The 15,558-nt window shown below is 67.9% G+C and carries 18 protein-coding genes; 11 read left to right on the top strand and 7 right to left on the bottom strand.

Features of this window, described 5'->3' with window-relative positions:
• Window positions 1–119: 119 nt before the first annotated feature.
• The 10 genes from hpf (at window position 120) to AC3IRM_RS04535 (ending at window position 8,402) form a co-directional block, all read left to right on the top strand.
• Complete coding sequence (hpf, locus tag AC3IRM_RS04580; protein ID WP_489205070.1) at window positions 120–446, top strand: ribosome hibernation-promoting factor, HPF/YfiA family; 327 nt, start codon at window positions 120–122, stop codon at window positions 444–446.
• A 40-nt stretch (window positions 447–486) separates the two neighbouring features.
• Window positions 487–966 carry a PTS sugar transporter subunit IIA gene (locus tag AC3IRM_RS04575; RefSeq protein ID WP_489205069.1) on the top strand — a complete coding sequence of 160 codons (480 nt, stop codon included), beginning with the start codon at window positions 487–489 and terminating at the stop codon, window positions 964–966.
• Window positions 963–1,919, top strand: a complete 957-nt coding sequence (gene hprK / locus AC3IRM_RS04570; RefSeq protein WP_489205068.1) for an HPr(Ser) kinase/phosphatase — start codon at window positions 963–965, stop codon at window positions 1,917–1,919. Before AC3IRM_RS04575 ends, hprK begins: the two co-directional genes overlap by 4 nt.
• Window positions 1,919–2,794, top strand: coding sequence for an RNase adapter RapZ (gene rapZ, locus AC3IRM_RS04565; protein WP_489205067.1), 876 nt, complete (start codon window positions 1,919–1,921; stop codon window positions 2,792–2,794). The genes hprK and rapZ overlap by 1 nt, the downstream gene beginning before the upstream one ends.
• Window positions 2,795–2,885: 91 nt before the next feature.
• Complete coding sequence (locus tag AC3IRM_RS04560) at window positions 2,886–3,278, top strand: PTS sugar transporter subunit IIA (protein ID WP_489205066.1); 393 nt, start codon at window positions 2,886–2,888, stop codon at window positions 3,276–3,278.
• Window positions 3,279–3,329: 51 nt separating this feature from the next.
• Complete coding sequence (locus AC3IRM_RS04555) at window positions 3,330–3,599, top strand: HPr family phosphocarrier protein (protein ID WP_310236856.1); 270 nt, start codon at window positions 3,330–3,332, stop codon at window positions 3,597–3,599.
• Complete coding sequence (gene ptsP, locus AC3IRM_RS04550; protein ID WP_489205065.1) at window positions 3,599–5,332, top strand: phosphoenolpyruvate--protein phosphotransferase; 1,734 nt, start codon at window positions 3,599–3,601, stop codon at window positions 5,330–5,332. Before AC3IRM_RS04555 ends, ptsP begins: the two co-directional genes overlap by 1 nt.
• A 197-nt stretch (window positions 5,333–5,529) precedes the next feature.
• Complete coding sequence (mgtE, locus tag AC3IRM_RS04545) at window positions 5,530–6,891, top strand: magnesium transporter (protein ID WP_489205064.1); 1,362 nt, start codon at window positions 5,530–5,532, stop codon at window positions 6,889–6,891.
• Between the two features lie 10 nt (window positions 6,892–6,901).
• Window positions 6,902–7,552 carry a DUF1294 domain-containing protein gene (locus AC3IRM_RS04540; protein ID WP_489205063.1) on the top strand — a complete coding sequence of 217 codons (651 nt, stop codon included), beginning with the start codon at window positions 6,902–6,904 and terminating at the stop codon, window positions 7,550–7,552.
• A 19-nt stretch (window positions 7,553–7,571) separates the two neighbouring features.
• On the top strand, window positions 7,572–8,402 hold the full coding sequence (locus AC3IRM_RS04535) for a carboxylesterase family protein (RefSeq protein ID WP_489205062.1): 831 nt from the start codon (window positions 7,572–7,574) through the stop codon (window positions 8,400–8,402).
• 6 nt (window positions 8,403–8,408) lie between these two features.
• Here AC3IRM_RS04535 and AC3IRM_RS04530 read toward each other — a convergent pair whose 3' ends face one another.
• The 5 genes from AC3IRM_RS04530 to AC3IRM_RS04510 all read right to left on the bottom strand — a co-directional run bounded on the left by AC3IRM_RS04530 (window position 8,409) and on the right by AC3IRM_RS04510 (window position 12,568).
• A complete protein-coding gene (locus tag AC3IRM_RS04530) occupies window positions 8,409–9,803 on the bottom strand; it encodes an amino acid permease (RefSeq protein ID WP_489205061.1) in 1,395 nt (464 codons plus the stop codon).
• A gap of 61 nt (window positions 9,804–9,864) precedes the next feature.
• On the bottom strand, window positions 9,865–10,809 hold the full coding sequence (locus AC3IRM_RS04525) for an aspartate carbamoyltransferase catalytic subunit (protein WP_489205060.1): 945 nt from the start codon (window positions 10,807–10,809) through the stop codon (window positions 9,865–9,867).
• A 173-nt stretch (window positions 10,810–10,982) separates the two neighbouring features.
• Window positions 10,983–11,453 carry a Holliday junction resolvase RuvX gene (gene ruvX / locus AC3IRM_RS04520; RefSeq protein WP_489205059.1) on the bottom strand — a complete coding sequence of 157 codons (471 nt, stop codon included), beginning with the start codon at window positions 11,451–11,453 and terminating at the stop codon, window positions 10,983–10,985.
• The gene (locus AC3IRM_RS04515) at window positions 11,450–12,004 is read right to left on the bottom strand and encodes a YqgE/AlgH family protein (RefSeq protein ID WP_489205058.1); all 555 of its coding nucleotides are present in this window, start codon (window positions 12,002–12,004) and stop codon (window positions 11,450–11,452) included. The genes ruvX and AC3IRM_RS04515 overlap by 4 nt, the downstream gene beginning before the upstream one ends.
• Before the next feature lie 108 nt (window positions 12,005–12,112).
• The gene (locus AC3IRM_RS04510; RefSeq protein ID WP_489205057.1) at window positions 12,113–12,568 is read right to left on the bottom strand and encodes an FKBP-type peptidyl-prolyl cis-trans isomerase; all 456 of its coding nucleotides are present in this window, start codon (window positions 12,566–12,568) and stop codon (window positions 12,113–12,115) included.
• A gap of 108 nt (window positions 12,569–12,676) precedes the next feature.
• On the opposite strand from AC3IRM_RS04510, the gene AC3IRM_RS04505 reads away from it, so the two are divergent.
• Window positions 12,677–13,216 (top strand): DNA-3-methyladenine glycosylase I, encoded by a 540-nt coding sequence (locus AC3IRM_RS04505; RefSeq protein ID WP_489205836.1) that lies wholly within the window; start codon window positions 12,677–12,679, stop codon window positions 13,214–13,216.
• Between the two features lie 326 nt (window positions 13,217–13,542).
• On the opposite strand, the gene AC3IRM_RS04500 is transcribed toward AC3IRM_RS04505, so the two are convergent.
• The gene (locus AC3IRM_RS04500) at window positions 13,543–14,169 is read right to left on the bottom strand and encodes a superoxide dismutase (RefSeq protein WP_489205056.1); all 627 of its coding nucleotides are present in this window, start codon (window positions 14,167–14,169) and stop codon (window positions 13,543–13,545) included.
• A gap of 190 nt (window positions 14,170–14,359) precedes the next feature.
• A complete protein-coding gene (locus tag AC3IRM_RS04495) occupies window positions 14,360–15,490 on the bottom strand; it encodes a PilT/PilU family type 4a pilus ATPase (protein WP_489205055.1) in 1,131 nt (376 codons plus the stop codon).
• Between the last annotated feature and the right edge of the window lie 68 nt (window positions 15,491–15,558).

Below are 15,558 nucleotides of genomic sequence, written 5' to 3'. Positions count from 1 at the left end.
GGTGGTCCCAGAGACGTGACCGACGGTGCTTGCACCGCGCCCCGGTCGCGCTACTCTGGACCCGATCGCCCGCGTCGATCGCGGACGGGTCCTTCCCGAACCGTTGAAGGAGGTTGCCGATGCATGTCGAGACCCATGGCCACCAGCTCGAGGTGACACCCGCGCTGCGAGACCACGTGGACACCAAGTTCCAGAAGCTGGCCAAGCACTTTGATCAGCCGCTGCACGTCCGTGTCCAACTGAGTGTCGAAAAGCTGCTCCACAAGGCCGAGGCCACCGCCATCATCGCCGGCAAGACCTTGCACGCCGATGCGACGGCGGCCGACATGTACGCTGCGATCGACCAGCTCGCCGACAAGGTCGACCGTCTGCTGGTCAAGCACCGCAAGAAGATCGTCGACCACCATCGCGGCGAGAACCCTGCACGCGACGGCACTTTCGGCTAGGCTGCTGCTCCCACGAATTGCCTTCGGGGCACCGCGCGGCATGTCCTTTTCCGATCTGCTCTCGGCCGACCGCATCGTGATGCTGGTCGCACCCGGCTCTCGCGATGTCGTTCTGGACTCCGCCGCGCGGCTGCTTGCCGGCAATTCTCCGACGCTGACTCCGTTGCTAAGCCACGCACTGCGCGAACGCGAGCAACTGGGCAGCACCGGCATCGGTCGCGGCGTCGCGATTCCGCACGCACGCAGCACTGCATTCCGTGAACCGCGCGCCGCGTTCCTCCGGCTCTCGCATCCCATCGATTTCAACGCCGCCGACGGCCAGCCGGTCGATCTCGTGTTCGCGATGTGCGTGCCCGATCACCAGGTCGAACAGCATTTGCAGACGCTCGCCGGTCTGGTCGAGCACTTCTCCAACGCCGATTTCCGTGACGACCTGCGGACCGCCCGTGACCTGGCCAGGCTCCGCAGCCTCCTGCTCGATGCCGCGCCGCTCGCCGACACCGAAGCGGCCCGCGCGTGAACGCGAGCATCCAGGCCCAGGAGCTGTTCGCGCAGCTGCACGAACGCCTCGGCCTGCGCTGGCTGGCCGGCCAGCACGGCGGTCGCAAGGTGCTCGAGTCGGTGGATACGATCGCGCGCCGGCCGTCGCTGGCCGGCTACCTCAACATCATCTATCCCAACAAGGTGCAGATCCTCGGAACCGAGGAGCTGGCCTGGCTCGACAGCCTGGACTCGCGCCTGCGCTGGGAAACGATCGAACGCGTCATGCAGTACCGTCCGCTCGCGCTGGTGATCAGCAAGGACCAGCCCTGTCCCGAGGACCTGCGTGAAGCGGCCGACGAATCGCAGACGCCGCTGTGGACGTCGCCCAATCGCGGCCACGAACTGCTGAACCTGTTCCAGTACCACCTCGCCCGGCAACTCGCGCCACGTATCACCCTGCATGGCGTTTTCATGGAGGTGTATTCCATCGGCGTGCTGATCACCGGGGAGTCGGGCTCGGGCAAGAGTGAGCTGGCGCTGGAGCTGATCACCCGCGGCCACCGTCTCGTCGCCGACGATGCGCCGGAGTTCACCCAGATCGCGCCCGACGTGCTCGACGGCACCTGTCCAGAACTGCTGCAGGATCTGCTGGAGCTGCGTGGCCTGGGTGTGTTCAACATCCGTGAGATGTTCGGCGACACCGCGGTGAAGCGGAACAAATACCTGCGGCTGATCATCCACCTCAGCCGGCCCAACGCCGACACCATGGCCGGCGATGGCGACGGCATGGTGCGCCTGACCGGCGACCTGGGTGTGCGCCGCGTGCTCGATCTCGACGTGCCGCTGATCACGCTGCCGGTGATGCCCGGCCGCAACCTTGCGGTGCTCGCCGAGGCGGCCACCCGCATCCATATCCTGCGGACCAAGGGACTCGACCCCGCCGCGGCCTTTCTCGCCCGGCATTCGCAGTTTCTGGAGCGGGGCATCTGATGGCCGAGACCACGCCGCCGCTGTTCTACGTCGTCAGCGGCCTGTCGGGCAGCGGCAAGTCGGTCGCGCTGCGCACGTTCGAGGATCTCGATTTCTACTGCGTGGACAACCTGCCCGCGGGCATGCTCGCCGACTTCGTCGCCAACCTCACGCGCGCCGACGACCCGCCGAGGCGACTGGCGGTCGGGATCGACGTGCGCAACCGCCACACCGACCTGTCGAAGGTGCCCGGCTGGTTGTCGGATGTCGGCGCGATGGGGCTGGACCCGCGGCTGGTGTTCTTCGAAACCGGCAACGAGGTGTTGTTGCGGCGGTTCGCCGATACCCGGCGTCGCCACCCGCTGAGCCGGGTGGGCCTGTCGCTGGCCGACGCCATCGCGCTGGAACGCAATCTTCTGCGGCCGCTGCGCAGCCTCGCCGACACCGTCATCGACACCAGCGATCTCAATGTCCACCAGCTGCGACGCCGGGTGGTCACCGAGCTCGACCTCGCCCAGGACCAGGCGGTCTCGCTGCTGTTCGAGTCCTTCGCCTACCGGCGAGGCGTACCGGCGGATGCCGATTTCGTGTTCGACGCGCGGATGCTGCCCAATCCACACTGGGATCCGCGCATGCGACCGCTGTCGGGACGCGATGCCGACGTGCGTACCTGGTTCGAAGGACAGGAGGACGTCGGCGACTTCATCGGCCAGGTCTCGCAGTTCCTCGATAACTGGCTGCCGCGGCTGCGCAGCCATACGCGCAGCTACGTCACGGTGGCTTTCGGCTGCAGCGGCGGACGCCACCGGTCGGTGTATCTGGCGGAGACGCTGGCGCGGCATGCCCGCGAACAGGGCTGGCGCGACGTCGCGACCTACCATCGCGAACTCGACTGAGACCGGTGATCGCGCCGCATCGGCGCGGGCGGATGCAGCATCGCGTGCGCGACGCTTCCGGGCGATCCCCCTGCTCTGCTAACGTCCACCGATGGCCGTCGGCGTACTTCTATTGACCCACGAGGGAATCGGTTCCGCGATGCTCGCGGTCGCGACCCGTCTGATGCAGCAGCTTCCGTTGAAGACGGACGTGTTCGAGATGCCGTTCGACGAGGACCCCGATGCGGCCCTGCCACGCGCGAGCGCGGCGATGCGGCGTGTCGATGGCGGCGACGGTGTCCTGATCCTCACCGATCTCTACGGCGCCAGTCCGAGCAACCTCGCCGCGCAGCTGGCGCGCCTGGGCACCCCGGCCCGTCGCGTATCGGGCTTGAGCCTGCCCATGCTGCTGCGGGTCATGAACTATCCTGAGCAGGCGCTCGACGACCTGCCGGCGACGGCCACTGCGGGTGCCCGCAACGGCGTCCTGCTCGACGATGCCTGAGCCGCACCGCTTTCCCCTCTTTCCCCCGCGCTGTACCAGGATTGCTTCCCGATGATCGAACGCGAACTGCTCGTCGCCAACAAGCTGGGCCTGCACGCCCGTGCGACCGCCAAGCTCGTGCAGGCGCTGTCGGGTTTCCGCTGCAATGCCACGCTGGTCGCCAAGGGCCGCGAGGTCAACGCCAAGAGCATCATGGGCGTGATGTTGCTGGCCGCCGGACACGGCACCCAGGTCGTGTTGCGCGTCGATGGCGAGGACGAAGCCGCTGCAATGGAGGCTGCTGCCGCGCTGTTCGAGCGCAGATTCGACGAGGAGGGCTGATGCGGCAGGCGCTCCACGGACAGGGTGCCTCCCGCGGCAGCGCGCTCGGCCGGGCGCGCGTGCGCGAGCCGCATGCGCTGGAAGTCGCCGAGGCGCGCATCGCACCGGGTGAAGCCGAGGCCGAACTGGCACGACTGCATGCCGCGATCGAACAGGTGCGCGGCGAAATCCGCGGGATGCGCGACCAGCTGCACGGCGCGCTCGCCCACGAGGTCGGCGAATTCCTCGATCTGCATACCCTGTTACTCGAGGATCCCGAACTGCTGCAGGGACTCGACGAGCTCGTCCGGTCCGGACTCTATGGCGCCGACTACGCACTGCGCCTTCAACGCGACCGGCTCGCGGCGGTCTTCGAGGGCATGGACGATGCCTACTTCCGCAGCCGCATCGAGGACATCGATCACGTCATCGGTCGCGTGCACGCCGCGCTGCACGACCACGAGGCGGAGCTGCAGGGCGTCGCCGGCGAAATCCTGGTCACCGATGCGATCGCGCCTTCGGAGATCGGCCAACTGCATGCGCAGGGCGTGCTCGGCATCGTGACCTCGGGCGGCAGCATGCTGTCGCATTCGGCGATCCTCGCCCGCAGCCTGCACCTGCCGTTGATCGTCAACGCGCCGCAGGCGCTGGGTGCAGTCAACGACGGCGACGTGCTGGTCATCGACGGTGGCACCGGCGAGATCGTCATCGAGCCCGGTCCGGCCGACCTGCGTGTCTATCGCGCGCGGCTGCGCGAGGAGAAGCGCGAGCGCAAACAGTTGCGTCGCCTGCGCCGTGAGCCCAGCAAGACCCTCGACGGCGTCGACATCCGCCTCTACGCCAATGCCGAATCGCGTGAGGACGTCGCCGAGGCGCATGCGCTCGGCGCGGCCGGCATCGGCCTGTACCGCACCGAATTCCTGTTCCTGCAGGGTCGCGAGATCCCGGACGAGGATGCGCAGTTCCGCGCCTATCGCGACCTCGTGCTCGGCATGACCGGGCGGACCGTCACGATCCGCACGCTCGACATCGGCGCCGACAAGGCCGACAACAGCGGCCTCGCCCTGCGCAACGAACCCAACCCAGCCCTCGGCTTGCGCGGCGTGCGCCTGTCGATGGCACGCACCGGTCTGCTGGAAACCCAGCTGCGCGCGATCGCACGCGCGTCCGGTTATGGCCCGGTGCGGATCCTCGTGCCCATGGTCAGCGGCCGCGAGGAGGTCGTCGCGGTGCGGCAACTGCTCACGCGCGTGCTCAAGGACCTTGCGCGCGAGGGTCAGGAGACGGCTGCCCGCATCGCACTCGGCGCGATGATCGAGGTGCCGTCCGCGGCGATCGCGCTACCGACGTTCGCCCGCGATCTCGACTTCATCTCGATCGGCACCAACGATCTCGTGCAGTACCTGCTGGCGGCGGACCGCAACAACGACGCGCTGGGCGATCTGTATTCGCCCTTGCACCCTGCCGTGTTGCGTCTGGTGCACAGTGTCGTGCGCGTCGCCCGGGCTCGCGGTATGCCGGCGTCGATCTGCGGCGAGATCGCCGGCGATGCCCGCTTCACGCCGCTGCTGCTCGCGCTCGGCATCGAGGAGCTGAGCCTGCATCCGTCGCCGCTGCTCGAAGTGCGACGCGCGATCCGCGCCCTCGACCTCGGCCATCTGCGCGCCCGCGCGCCCGCGCTGCTGCGCGCACGCGACCGTGCGGGTATCGAACGCTGGCTCGATGCGGCACAGCCGGTGCACGCGGGGGACTGAGTCCGCCCACGGACTGTCGCGGTCCGAAACCACTGTGTTCCGTCGCCCGCGCGTGGCAAACGCGTCGATCGCATGAAGCCCACCTGCCCCGTGACGCATGGACGATGGCGTAACGCGTGCGCTTTCCCGGATAATGCCGCGATGCACATCTGACCCCTGTCGCGCCGAGACTGTCGCGACGCGCAACGGAGCTCTCAATGGCCGAAGCCGTCCGCCCCGACAAGACCGCGCGTCAGCTGCGTCTGCTGTCCGATGCACTCGACAGCGGTCGACTCGGACCGGTGCGCCGGCTGGTCAACACCCTCGCGCCGGCCGAGATCGGCAATCTCCTCGAATCGTTGCCGCACGACAAGCGCATGGTCGTGTGGGGTCTCGTCGATCCCGAAGACGACGGTGAGGTGCTGGTCCACGTCGGCGACGAGGTGCGCGAAAGCCTGATCGCGGACATGGATGCCGACGAGCTGGTCGCCGCGGTCGAGGATCTCGACATCGACGATCTCGCCGATCTGGTCGAGGATCTGCCCGATGCGGTGATCGACGAAGTGCTGCGGGCGATGGACCGTGAGAACCGCGAGCGTCTCGAGCAGGTGCTGTCGTATCCCGAAGACACCGCGGGTCGTCTGATGAACCCCGACGTGGTGACCGTGCGCGCCGACACGACCGTCGACGTGGTGCTGCGCTTCCTGCGCCTGCGCGGCGAACTGCCCGAGCACACCGACCACCTGTACGTCGTCAACCGCCGCCATCAGCTGGCGGGCTGGGTCGCGCTGCAGGACCTGGTGACCCGCGAGCCCGGCACGCCGATCAACAAACTGATCGACGACGAGCTCGACTCGATCCACGTCGCCGAATCGGCTGAAGAGGTCGCGCGCCAGTTCTCCGACAACGACTGGGTCTCGGCGCCGGTCGTCGACGACGGCAACATCCTGCTCGGCCGCATCACGGTCGATGACGTGATCGACATCATCCGCGAGCAGGCCGAGCACCAGGCGCTGTCCGCCGCCGGTCTCGACGAAGACGAGGATCTGTTCTCGCCGATCAAACGTGCGGTGCGCGGCCGCGTCGTATGGCTCGGCATCAACCTGTGCACCGCGTTCCTCGCCGCGTTCGTCATCGGCCGCTTCGAAGCGACGATCGAGCAGATCGTCGCGCTCGCGGTGCTGATGCCGATCGTGGCCGGCATCGGCGGCAATGCCGCGGTGCAGGTGCTCACGCTGATGGTGCGCGGCATCGCGCTGGGCCAGGTCGGCGCGAGCAATGCACGCATCCTGCTGTGGAAGGAATTGCGCGTCGCACTGATCAACGGCCTGTTGATCGGCAGCCTGGTCGGCCTCGTGGCGCTGGTCTGGTTCCACGACTGGGTGCTGTCGCTGGTGATCTTCGCGGCACTGGTCATCAACTTCTGCTCGGCTGCCCTCGCCGGCACCTTGCTGCCGCTGCTGCTCAAGCGCATGGGTGTCGATCCCGCCGTCGCCGGCACCGTCGTCGTCACCGCGGTGACCGACATCGTGGGGTTCTTCAGCTTCCTCGGCCTCGCCACCGCGATCATGCTGCGCTGAGGCGACGGCCATGCGCGCGAACGCCGGATTCGGTCGGATCGAACGCTGGGACGACGCCCGCGGCTTCGGTTACATCTCGCCCGAAGCGGTCGCTGCAGGTGGACCGGACCGCCTGTTCTTCCATATCCGCGATTTCGACCGCGGCGGCGCACGCCCGGACGTCGGCGCACGCGTGCGCTACACGCCTGAGCGTCAGGCTGACGGACGCTGGCGCGCGGTGCGCGTCGCCGCGGTCGGTGGGACGCAGACCGCCCGCTCTGCGCGCGCCACGTCGAAGCGGCGCGATGCGCGTGCACCGGCATCCGCAACCGCAACCGCCGGCAGTCTGCGCGGACTGCTGTTCGCGATCGCCATCTGGTGCGGACTGCTCGGATGCGGTGTCGTCTCCGGACGAGTTCCACTCGTCGCACTGGCTGTGCTGGCCGGCCTCAATGCTTTCACTGCAGCCGCGTACGCGTTCGACAAGCACGCCGCGCGCCACAGCCGCTGGCGCACGCCCGAGGCGCATCTGCATCTGCTCGAACTGCTCGGCGGCTGGCCCGCCGCAGGACTCGCGCAGCAGGTGCTACGCCACAAACGCGCCAAGCCCGCCTACCTTAAGGTGTTCCTCGCGATGGTCGTCCTGCACCTGCTGGCGCTGGGCCTGTGGACCTTCGCCTGATCCATTCCGGAGTGATCGCATGTCCAACGTCTCCCATTCCATCGCCCGCCGCCGATTGCTGCGTGGCCTCGCCCTCGCCGGCGGTGCCGCGATGCTCTCGGGCTGCGTGAGCGCTCTGCCCGCATCGCGCTCGGCGCCAGGACGCTTCGTCCGGCGCGAGCTGACCTCGAACGGCCGCCGTTACGCCTATCAGGTGTTCGTGCCCTCGGCGCAGCTGCCGCGCCCGTTGCCGGTGGTGCTGTTCCTGCACGGCTCGGGCGAGCGCGGTGACGACGGCGAGAAGCAGACGCAGTCCGGTCTGGGACCGTACGTACGCGCACACGCAGCGGAATTTCCGGCACTGGTGGTGTTCCCGCAATCGCCGGAAGGCGAATCCTGGGAAGGCGACACCGCGACGATGGCACTGGCAGCGCTCGATGCGGCGACTGCCGAATTCGACGGCGACCGCAGCCGGACCTCGCTGACCGGCATGTCGCGCGGCGGTTACGGCACCTGGTCGCTGGCGCTGCGCGAGCCCACCCGCTTCGCCGCCCTGGTGCCGGTGTGCGGCGGCATCACCCCGCCGGGCACGCGGCCCGATCTGGACAGTCTGTACGTGGAATCCACCCACGCCGCAGCCGATCCGTTTGCCGAGGCCGCGCGCCGACTGCACGCGATTCCGAGCTGGATCTTCCACGGTGCCCTCGACGATCTGGTGCCGCCGGAACAGTCGCGCCGCATGCATGCCGCGTTGCGGGATGCCGGCGCCGACGTGCGCTACACCGAATTCCCCGATGCCAACCACAACAGCTGGGATGCGGCCTATCGTACCGAGGCGCTGTGGCCCTGGCTGTTCGCGCAGCGGCGCTGAGCCGCCTCAGCCTGCTTGCGGCGCGCGACGCAGGCGCTGCGCCAGTGCATTGAGTCCAGCGATGGCCAGCGTCAGCGCGGCCATCGACAGGAACTGCGCGCGTGTATCGGGCGATGCGATCAGCATCGCGAAGATCACCGCGAGCACCGCCAGCGCGACGAGCGTCGGCACCGGGAACGCGCGCATGCGGAACGGCAGCGGCGTGCCCGCGCGATCGGCCCTGCGGCGCAGGATGAACTGCGAGATCAATGCGAGCGTCCAGACCAGCAGACAGGTCGCGCCGACGACGCTCAGCAGCAGCGGCAACACCCGCTGCGGAAACGCGAGTTCCAGCGCGGCTGCGGCAAACCCGAAACTCACGCTGGCGAAGACCGCCGCGATCGGTACGTTGCGGCGGTCACTGCGGCCGAGCATGGCCGGTGCATCGCCGCGGCGGCCCAGCGACCAGATCATCCGCGACGCCCCGTAGAGGTTGGCATTGAGCGCCGACAGCAATGCGATCACCGCGACCAGCGTGATCGCGGTCGCCGCGCCCGGAATCCGCGCGATCTCCAGCACCGCGGCGAACGGCGAGGCCAGCGCCGGGCTGTTCCACGGCACCACCGCGACGATCACGGCGATCGAACCGAGATAGAACACTAGGATGCGCCAGGCGACGGTGCGGATCGCCCGCGCGAGGCTTTTCGCCGGGTCGTTGGTTTCCGCCGCCGCGATCGCCACGATCTCGGTGCCGCCGAACGCGAACACCACGACCAGCAACGCCGCACCGATGCCGGCCCAGCCGCGAGGCGCGAAGCCGTCGGGACCCAGCAGATTCGACAGGCCCGGCGATGCCACAGCGGGCAGCCAGCCCGCGATCAGCGCGATGCCGATCGCAATGAAGGCCAGGATCGCGATGACCTTGAGGATCGCGAACCAGAATTCGAATTCGCCGAAATTGCGCACACCCAGCAGGTTGATCGCAGTGAAGACGATCATGAAACACAGCGAGAGTCCGGGCACCGACAGCGACGGCCAGATCGACGCGAGCAATCCGGCCGCGCCGACCGCTTCGGCCGCGATCACGATCACCACCTGCAGCCACCACAGCCAGCCGACCGTCGCGCCGGCGACCGGGCCCATCGCGTCGGCCGCGTAGACCGAGAACGCGCCGCTGGCCGGCTTGGCCGCCGCCATCTCGCCGAGCGCGTGCATCACCACGATCACCAGCGCGCCGGCGATCAGATACGACACCAGCACTGCGGGGCCTGCGGTCTGGATACCGACGCCGGAACCGAGGAACAGGCCGGCGCCGATCGCGCTGCCCAGACCCATCATCACCAGCTGGCGGGGACTCAGTGCATGCGCAGGCGCGGCGGCAGCCTGTGCCGGCAGGGAAGCGTTCGGATCGTTCGAAGACATCGTGTGGGCGGCGCGGCGTGGGGACGCCGCACCATACCGGATTCGCGACATGGCGGGCCGCTCAGCCGAGCAACGTTTCCAGCACCGCCATGCGCGCGGCGACGCCGTTGCCGACCTGGCGCAGGATCAGTGATTGCGGGCCGTCGGCGACGTCGTCATCGATCTCGACGCCGCGGTTCATCGGCCCTGGATGCAGGACGACGGCATCGCCGGCGGCGCGGCGCAGACGACGCGCGTCGAGGCCGTAGTCGCGGTGGTAATCCTCGAGTGAATCGACCAGCCCCTCGGCCATGCGCTCGCGCTGCAGCCGCAGCATCATCACCGCGTCGACGCCTTCGAGCGCGGCATCGAGATCGTGCGAGACCGTGCAACCCGACAGCAACGCGGCATCGGGCAGCAACGAGGCTGGTCCGCAGACGCGGATCTCGCCGGCGCCCAGTGTGCGCAGTGCATGCAGATCGCTGCGCGCGACGCGCGAATGCCGGACATCCCCGACGATGACGACCTTGAGACTTGAGAAATCCGTGCCCTTGGCCTGCTGCAGGGTGAGCATGTCGAGCAGGCCCTGGGTGGGATGCGCGCTGCGGCCGTCGCCGGCATTGATGAGCGCGGTGCCGGGCGCGGCAGCCGATGCGAGCGCGGCGACCGCGCCATCGTCGGAATGCCGCACGACGAACCCACGCACGCCCATCGCTTCGATGTTGCGGAAGGTGTCGAGCGCGGTCTCGCCCTTGGTCGTCGACGAGGTCGACGCATCGAAACCGAGCACGTCCGCACCGAGGCGCTGCGTGGCGCGCTGGAAGCTCAGTCGCGTGCGCGTCGAGGGTTCGAAGAACAGCGTGCAGACCGCGATGCCGGCCAGTCGTGCGTTGACCTCTCCCGCGTCGACCATCGCCTGCGCACGCGCGAGCAGGCCTTCGAGCGTCGCGCGCGGCAGACCTTCGAGCGTCAGCAGGTGGCGCAGGCGGCCGGTCGCGTCGATCTGGGCATCAGGAGCGGAGTTCATCGCGGGGCACATTCGGCGGCGGGAACTGCATTGTCCCGCAGCGACGCGCGTGCGGCGAGTGCCAGGTCGGGCGCGAACGTCCGTGAGCTGCGATCACGGGTGCGCACTGGAGATCCTTACACCATCGTCGCGTTGGCGCTCGCCCTGCCTTCGACGGGCGCCTCGCGGCGGTGTCAGACCGGTGTCGCGTCGTCTGGCGCGGCCAGCCAGCGTTCGACGATGACCGCCGCCGCGACCGCATCCAGCGCCGCTGCATCGCGCCGCTTGCGGCGGCCTTCCGCGCGATCGATCGCAAAGCGCTGCGCGGCTTCGATCGAGCTCGCGCGTTCGTCCACCAGCACCACGGGCAGCTTGTAGCGCAGGCGCAACTCGCGCGCGAACGCATGCGCCCGCACGCGCGCCGGCTGGTCACCGCCCTCGAGCGTCAGCGGATCGCCGACGATCATGCCGTCGGGGCGCCATTCCTTCTGCAGACGATCGACCGCCTGCCAGTCGATCTGCTCGCCGTGCACGTCGATCACCGCGAGGGCGCGTGCGCCATGCCCGAATGCACTGCCCACCGCAACGCCGATGCGACGCGCGCCGACATCGAATCCCAGCACGGTGCCATCGCGGCGGATCAGGGGCGGCGCCGCATCGTTCATGCGCGGCCGCTGTGGCTGGCGACATGCATCATGTCGACGCCGATGCGCCCCGCCGCAGCTTGCCAGCGCGCGTCGATGGGGGTCTCGAAAATCAGCTGCGGATCCGCCGGCACGGTCAGCCAGCTGTGTTCGGTGAGTTCGCGCTCCAGCTGCCCCTTGCCCCAACCGGCGCAACCGAGTGCGAGCGTGGCGTGTTCGGGCCCGTCACCCGCCGCCATCGCTTCGAGCACGTCACGCGAGGTGGTCACATGGAGACCTTCGCTGATCTCCAGACTCGAATCCCAGCCGCCCGGCCCGTCGTGCAGCACGAACCCGCGCTCGGGATGGACCGGGCCACCCGCCAGCACGCGATGGTCACGCAGGCGCTCGTCGCGCAGGACGATGTGCATCTGCTCGAGCAATTCGCCGAAGGTGTATTCCGAGGGGCGGTTGATCACCACGCCCATCGCACCGTCCTCATCGTGCTGGCAGATGAGCGCGACTGCACGCGCGAACTGGGCATCCTGCAGAGCGGGCAGCGCGACCAGCATGTGATTGGCGAAGAACGACATGGGTCCATTCTAGCCAACCGGATAGACGCGGGTCGCGCGGGTGGCTTCGCAAGTCCCTACCGGCACTGAACGATGCCGATGTGCGCTGCCGTCCGACCGGCGTTCCGGCTAGAGCCCGAACTGGAGCTCGTCGGGTGTCGCCACGCGGACACCGATCACTTCCACGTCGGCGCGCAGTACGCGACCCGCCAGGGGATTGTTGCCGTCGACAGTGATCTGGCTGTCGTCCAGCGCCGTCACGATCACATCCAGCGGCCCCTTTTCGGTCTGCGCACGCAGCTTCTCGCCGACCGCAGGCGTGGCGCTGCCGTTGAAGATCGTGCGCGGCAGGGTCTGCACGAGGCTGTCGTGGCGTGGACCGAATCCACGCTCGGGCGGGATGTCGACGGTGAAGGTGTCGCCGGCCTTCCGGCCTTCGAGTGCGTCTTCCAGCCCGACGATGATCGAGCCGTTGCCGTGCATGTAGACCAGCGGATCATGGCCACGGGTGGTGGTGATGCGCTGGCCGGTGTCATCGGACAGGGTGAAGTGCACGGTGGCAATGCGGCGGTGGGCGATTTCCATCGACGGATCCGGCAAGGGCGACGGCGCATGGTGACCCCCGCTGCGTGAATGCCGCAACCCGGGTCGCACCCGATGGCGGCAGTCCGCCCCGCGCTCTATGCTGCGTCGATGAGCGGCTACTGCGACATCGCCCCCGGCCATCCGGTCCACGGCCCCTACCACGACACCGAGTACGGCTTTCCGCAGCGCGAGGAAGCGGTGTTGTTCGAGCGTCTGCTGCTGGAAATCAACCAGGCGGGCCTGAGCTGGGAAACCATCCTGCGCAAACGCGATGGATTCCGCGCGGCCTACGACGGCTTCGATGTCGACGCGGTCGCCGCCTACGGCGAGGCCGATCGCGCGCGTCTGCTCGGCGATGCGGCGATCATCCGCAACCGGCTCAAGGTCGACGCCGCGATCCACAACGCGCAGGTGATCCAGGGCCTGCGCGACAGCCACGGCGGCTTCGTGCAATGGCTCGACGCACATGCGACCGAGAACGGCGCGCAGCGGGACAAGGCCTCGTGGGTCAAGCTGTTCAAGCAGACCTTCCGCTTCACCGGTGGCGAGATCACCGGCGAGTTCCTGATGAGTCTGGGTTACCTGCCCGGCGCGCATCGAGCGGATTGCCCGGTGATGCGGGATATCGCGAAGGCGAAGCGCGGATAGCACCGCCTCCGCATGCGCGAAGTGCGCGCTGCGTTCGGCAATTGCGAAGCGGTGAGCGCCTCTTCCTTCGGGAAAGAGCCTGCCCCGGACCTGATCCGGGGTCGACGCGCACAGCGCGTCGGGTGAGGGTTGGGGCCCACAGGCAAGTACCCAAGAGCAGCTGCATCCGCCCGCCGGGCCCCTTCCCACGCAGCGGGAAGGAAACTGATCCATGCGAGGCTCTTGCGCTCACGCCCGCGGGCAGAACGGAATCGACCACAACGATCATCCGACAGCATTCCGGCCGCTTGCGCGGCCGGAACGGGATTGCATCAGGGCGCGGACGCTCAGCCCTTGACCGCTTCCTGGTAGCGACGCTCGACTTCATTCCAGTCGACCACGTTGTAGAACGCGGCGATGTAGTCGGGACGACGGTTCTGGTAGTGCAGGTAATACGCGTGTTCCCAGACGTCGAGGCCGAGGATCGGGGTATTGCCCGAGCCGATGCCCTTCATCAGGGGGTTGTCCTGGTTGGCGCTGCTCTCGACTTTGAGCGTGCCCGCCTTGTCGACCGACAGCCAGGCCCAGCCACTGCCGAAGCGCGTCAGTGCGGCCTTGGTGAAGGCTTCCTTGAACGCGTCGAAGCCGCCGAGATCACTGTCGATGTGCTTGGCGACATCGCCGACCGGGTTGCCGCCGCCCTTGGGCGACATCACGGTCCAGAACAGCGAATGGTTGGCATGGCCGCCGGCGTTGTTGCGCAGCGGGCCGCGCTTGTCCTCCGGCAGCGCGTCGAGATCGGCGATCAGTTCTTCAGCCGACGTGTCCGCCCACTGCGTGCCTTCCAGCGCGGCGTTGGCGTTGTTGATGTAGGTCTGGTGATGCTTGGTGTGATGGATTTCCATCGTCTTGGCATCGATGTGCGGCTCGAGCGCGTCGTACGCGTAACCCAGCTCGGGGAGGGTGTAGGCCATCAGCGATCTCCTTCGTGAATGAATGCGCTTCATTGTCTCCCGGACGGAGTCAACTTGGCGACAAGGCAGCGCCACGATAGCGCTGCGGCGTGACGGTCTGTGGCAACACAGCGTTGCGGGCACCCGCAAAAAGCAGAACGCCCCGCGAATGCGGGGCGTCTGTCGAGGCATGCGCGATGGATGCGGTCGGTCAGCGGACCTCGGCCACCTCGACGCCATCGAGACCCTGCGACAGCGTGCGCGCGTCGCCGCCCTGGGCGAGCTTGATGCGCAGGCGCACCTCGTTCGCGGAGTCGGCGTAGCGCAGCGCGTCCTCGTAGGAGATCTCGCCGGCCTGGTAGAGCTCGAACAGCGCCTGGTCGAAGGTCTTCATGCCCAGGTTGGTCGACTCCTTCATGACCTCCTTGAGCTTGTGGATCTCGCCTTCGCGGATGTAGTCCTGCACCAGCGGCGTGCCGAGCATGATCTCCATCGCCACGCGCCGGCTCTTGCCGTCGGGGGTCGGGATCAGCTGCTGCGCGACCACGCCCTTGAGATTCAACGACAGATCCATCAGCAGCTGGTTGCGGCGGTCTTCGGGGAAGAAGTTGATGATGCGGTCCATCGCCTGGTTGGCGTTGTTCGCGTGCAGCGTGCACAGCACCAGATGCCCGGTTTCGGCGAACGCGATCGCGTGGTCCATGCCCTCGCGCGTGCGCACCTCGCCGATCATGATCACGTCGGGCGCCTGGCGCAGCGTGTTCTTCAGCGCGGCGTCCCAGCTGTCGGTGTCGATACCGACTTCGCGCTGGGTGATGATGCAGCCCGCGTGCTTGTGCACGAATTCGATCGGGTCCTCGATCGTGATGATGTGGCCGGTCGAGTTCTGGTTGCGGTAGCCGATCATCGCCGCCAGCGACGTCGATTTACCCGTACCGGTCGCGCCGACGAAGATCACGATGCCGCGCTTGGTCATCGCCAGCGTCTTGATGATCGGCGGCAGGTTGAGCTCTTCCACGCTCGGGATGTGCGTCTCGATCCGGCGCAGCACCATGCCGACCTGGTTGCGCTGGTAGAAGCACGAGATGCGGAATCGGCCGACGCCGGAGACGCCGATCGCGAAGTTGCACTCGTGGGTCTTCTCGAATTCCTCGCGCTGCGGCGGGGTCATCACGTTGAGTACCAGATCGCGCGCCTGCTGCGGCGTCAGCGGGTTCTGGGTGATCGGCGAGATCTTGCCGTGCACCTTGATCGACGGCGGCATGCCGGCCGTGATGAACAGATCCGAGGCCTTCTGATGGGCCATCAGCTTGAGGAACGAGGTGAAGTCGATGCTGCTCATGACGATCCTCCGGGATCCCGTCTCGCGCCGCGGCCGGATGCGGCCGGCGGCGTATCAGTGTGCGTGTC

The organism is Luteimonas sp. KH_071 (assembly GCF_057838005.1).
The sequence above is the reverse complement of the archived record's forward strand: the minus strand, read 5'-3'. Positions and strand labels throughout refer to the sequence as shown.

Excerpts from the sequence above, each read along its gene's own strand:
- AC3IRM_RS04495 (WP_489205055.1), bottom strand. The coding sequence starts at position 15,490 with ATGAGCAGCATCGACTTCACCTCGTTCCTCAAGCTGATGGCCCATCAG.
- AC3IRM_RS04540 (WP_489205063.1), top strand. The coding sequence starts at position 6,902 with ATGCGCGCGAACGCCGGATTCGGTCGGATCGAACGCTGGGACGACGCC.
- AC3IRM_RS04535 (WP_489205062.1), top strand. The coding sequence starts at position 7,572 with ATGTCCAACGTCTCCCATTCCATCGCCCGCCGCCGATTGCTGCGTGGC.
- hpf (WP_489205070.1), top strand. The coding sequence starts at position 120 with ATGCATGTCGAGACCCATGGCCACCAGCTCGAGGTGACACCCGCGCTG.
- AC3IRM_RS04530 (WP_489205061.1), bottom strand. The coding sequence starts at position 9,803 with ATGTCTTCGAACGATCCGAACGCTTCCCTGCCGGCACAGGCTGCCGCC.
- AC3IRM_RS04510 (WP_489205057.1), bottom strand. The coding sequence starts at position 12,568 with ATGGAAATCGCCCACCGCCGCATTGCCACCGTGCACTTCACCCTGTCC.
- AC3IRM_RS04555 (WP_310236856.1), top strand. The coding sequence starts at position 3,330 with ATGATCGAACGCGAACTGCTCGTCGCCAACAAGCTGGGCCTGCACGCC.
- AC3IRM_RS04575 (WP_489205069.1), top strand. The coding sequence starts at position 487 with ATGTCCTTTTCCGATCTGCTCTCGGCCGACCGCATCGTGATGCTGGTC.
- ruvX (WP_489205059.1), bottom strand. The coding sequence starts at position 11,453 with ATGAACGATGCGGCGCCGCCCCTGATCCGCCGCGATGGCACCGTGCTG.
- AC3IRM_RS04560 (WP_489205066.1), top strand. The coding sequence starts at position 2,886 with ATGGCCGTCGGCGTACTTCTATTGACCCACGAGGGAATCGGTTCCGCG.
- mgtE (WP_489205064.1), top strand. The coding sequence starts at position 5,530 with ATGGCCGAAGCCGTCCGCCCCGACAAGACCGCGCGTCAGCTGCGTCTG.
- AC3IRM_RS04500 (WP_489205056.1), bottom strand. The coding sequence starts at position 14,169 with ATGGCCTACACCCTCCCCGAGCTGGGTTACGCGTACGACGCGCTCGAG.
- AC3IRM_RS04505 (WP_489205836.1), top strand. The coding sequence starts at position 12,677 with ATGAGCGGCTACTGCGACATCGCCCCCGGCCATCCGGTCCACGGCCCC.
- AC3IRM_RS04525 (WP_489205060.1), bottom strand. The coding sequence starts at position 10,809 with ATGAACTCCGCTCCTGATGCCCAGATCGACGCGACCGGCCGCCTGCGC.
- rapZ (WP_489205067.1), top strand. The coding sequence starts at position 1,919 with ATGGCCGAGACCACGCCGCCGCTGTTCTACGTCGTCAGCGGCCTGTCG.
- ptsP (WP_489205065.1), top strand. The coding sequence starts at position 3,599 with ATGCGGCAGGCGCTCCACGGACAGGGTGCCTCCCGCGGCAGCGCGCTC.
- AC3IRM_RS04515 (WP_489205058.1), bottom strand. The coding sequence starts at position 12,004 with ATGTCGTTCTTCGCCAATCACATGCTGGTCGCGCTGCCCGCTCTGCAG.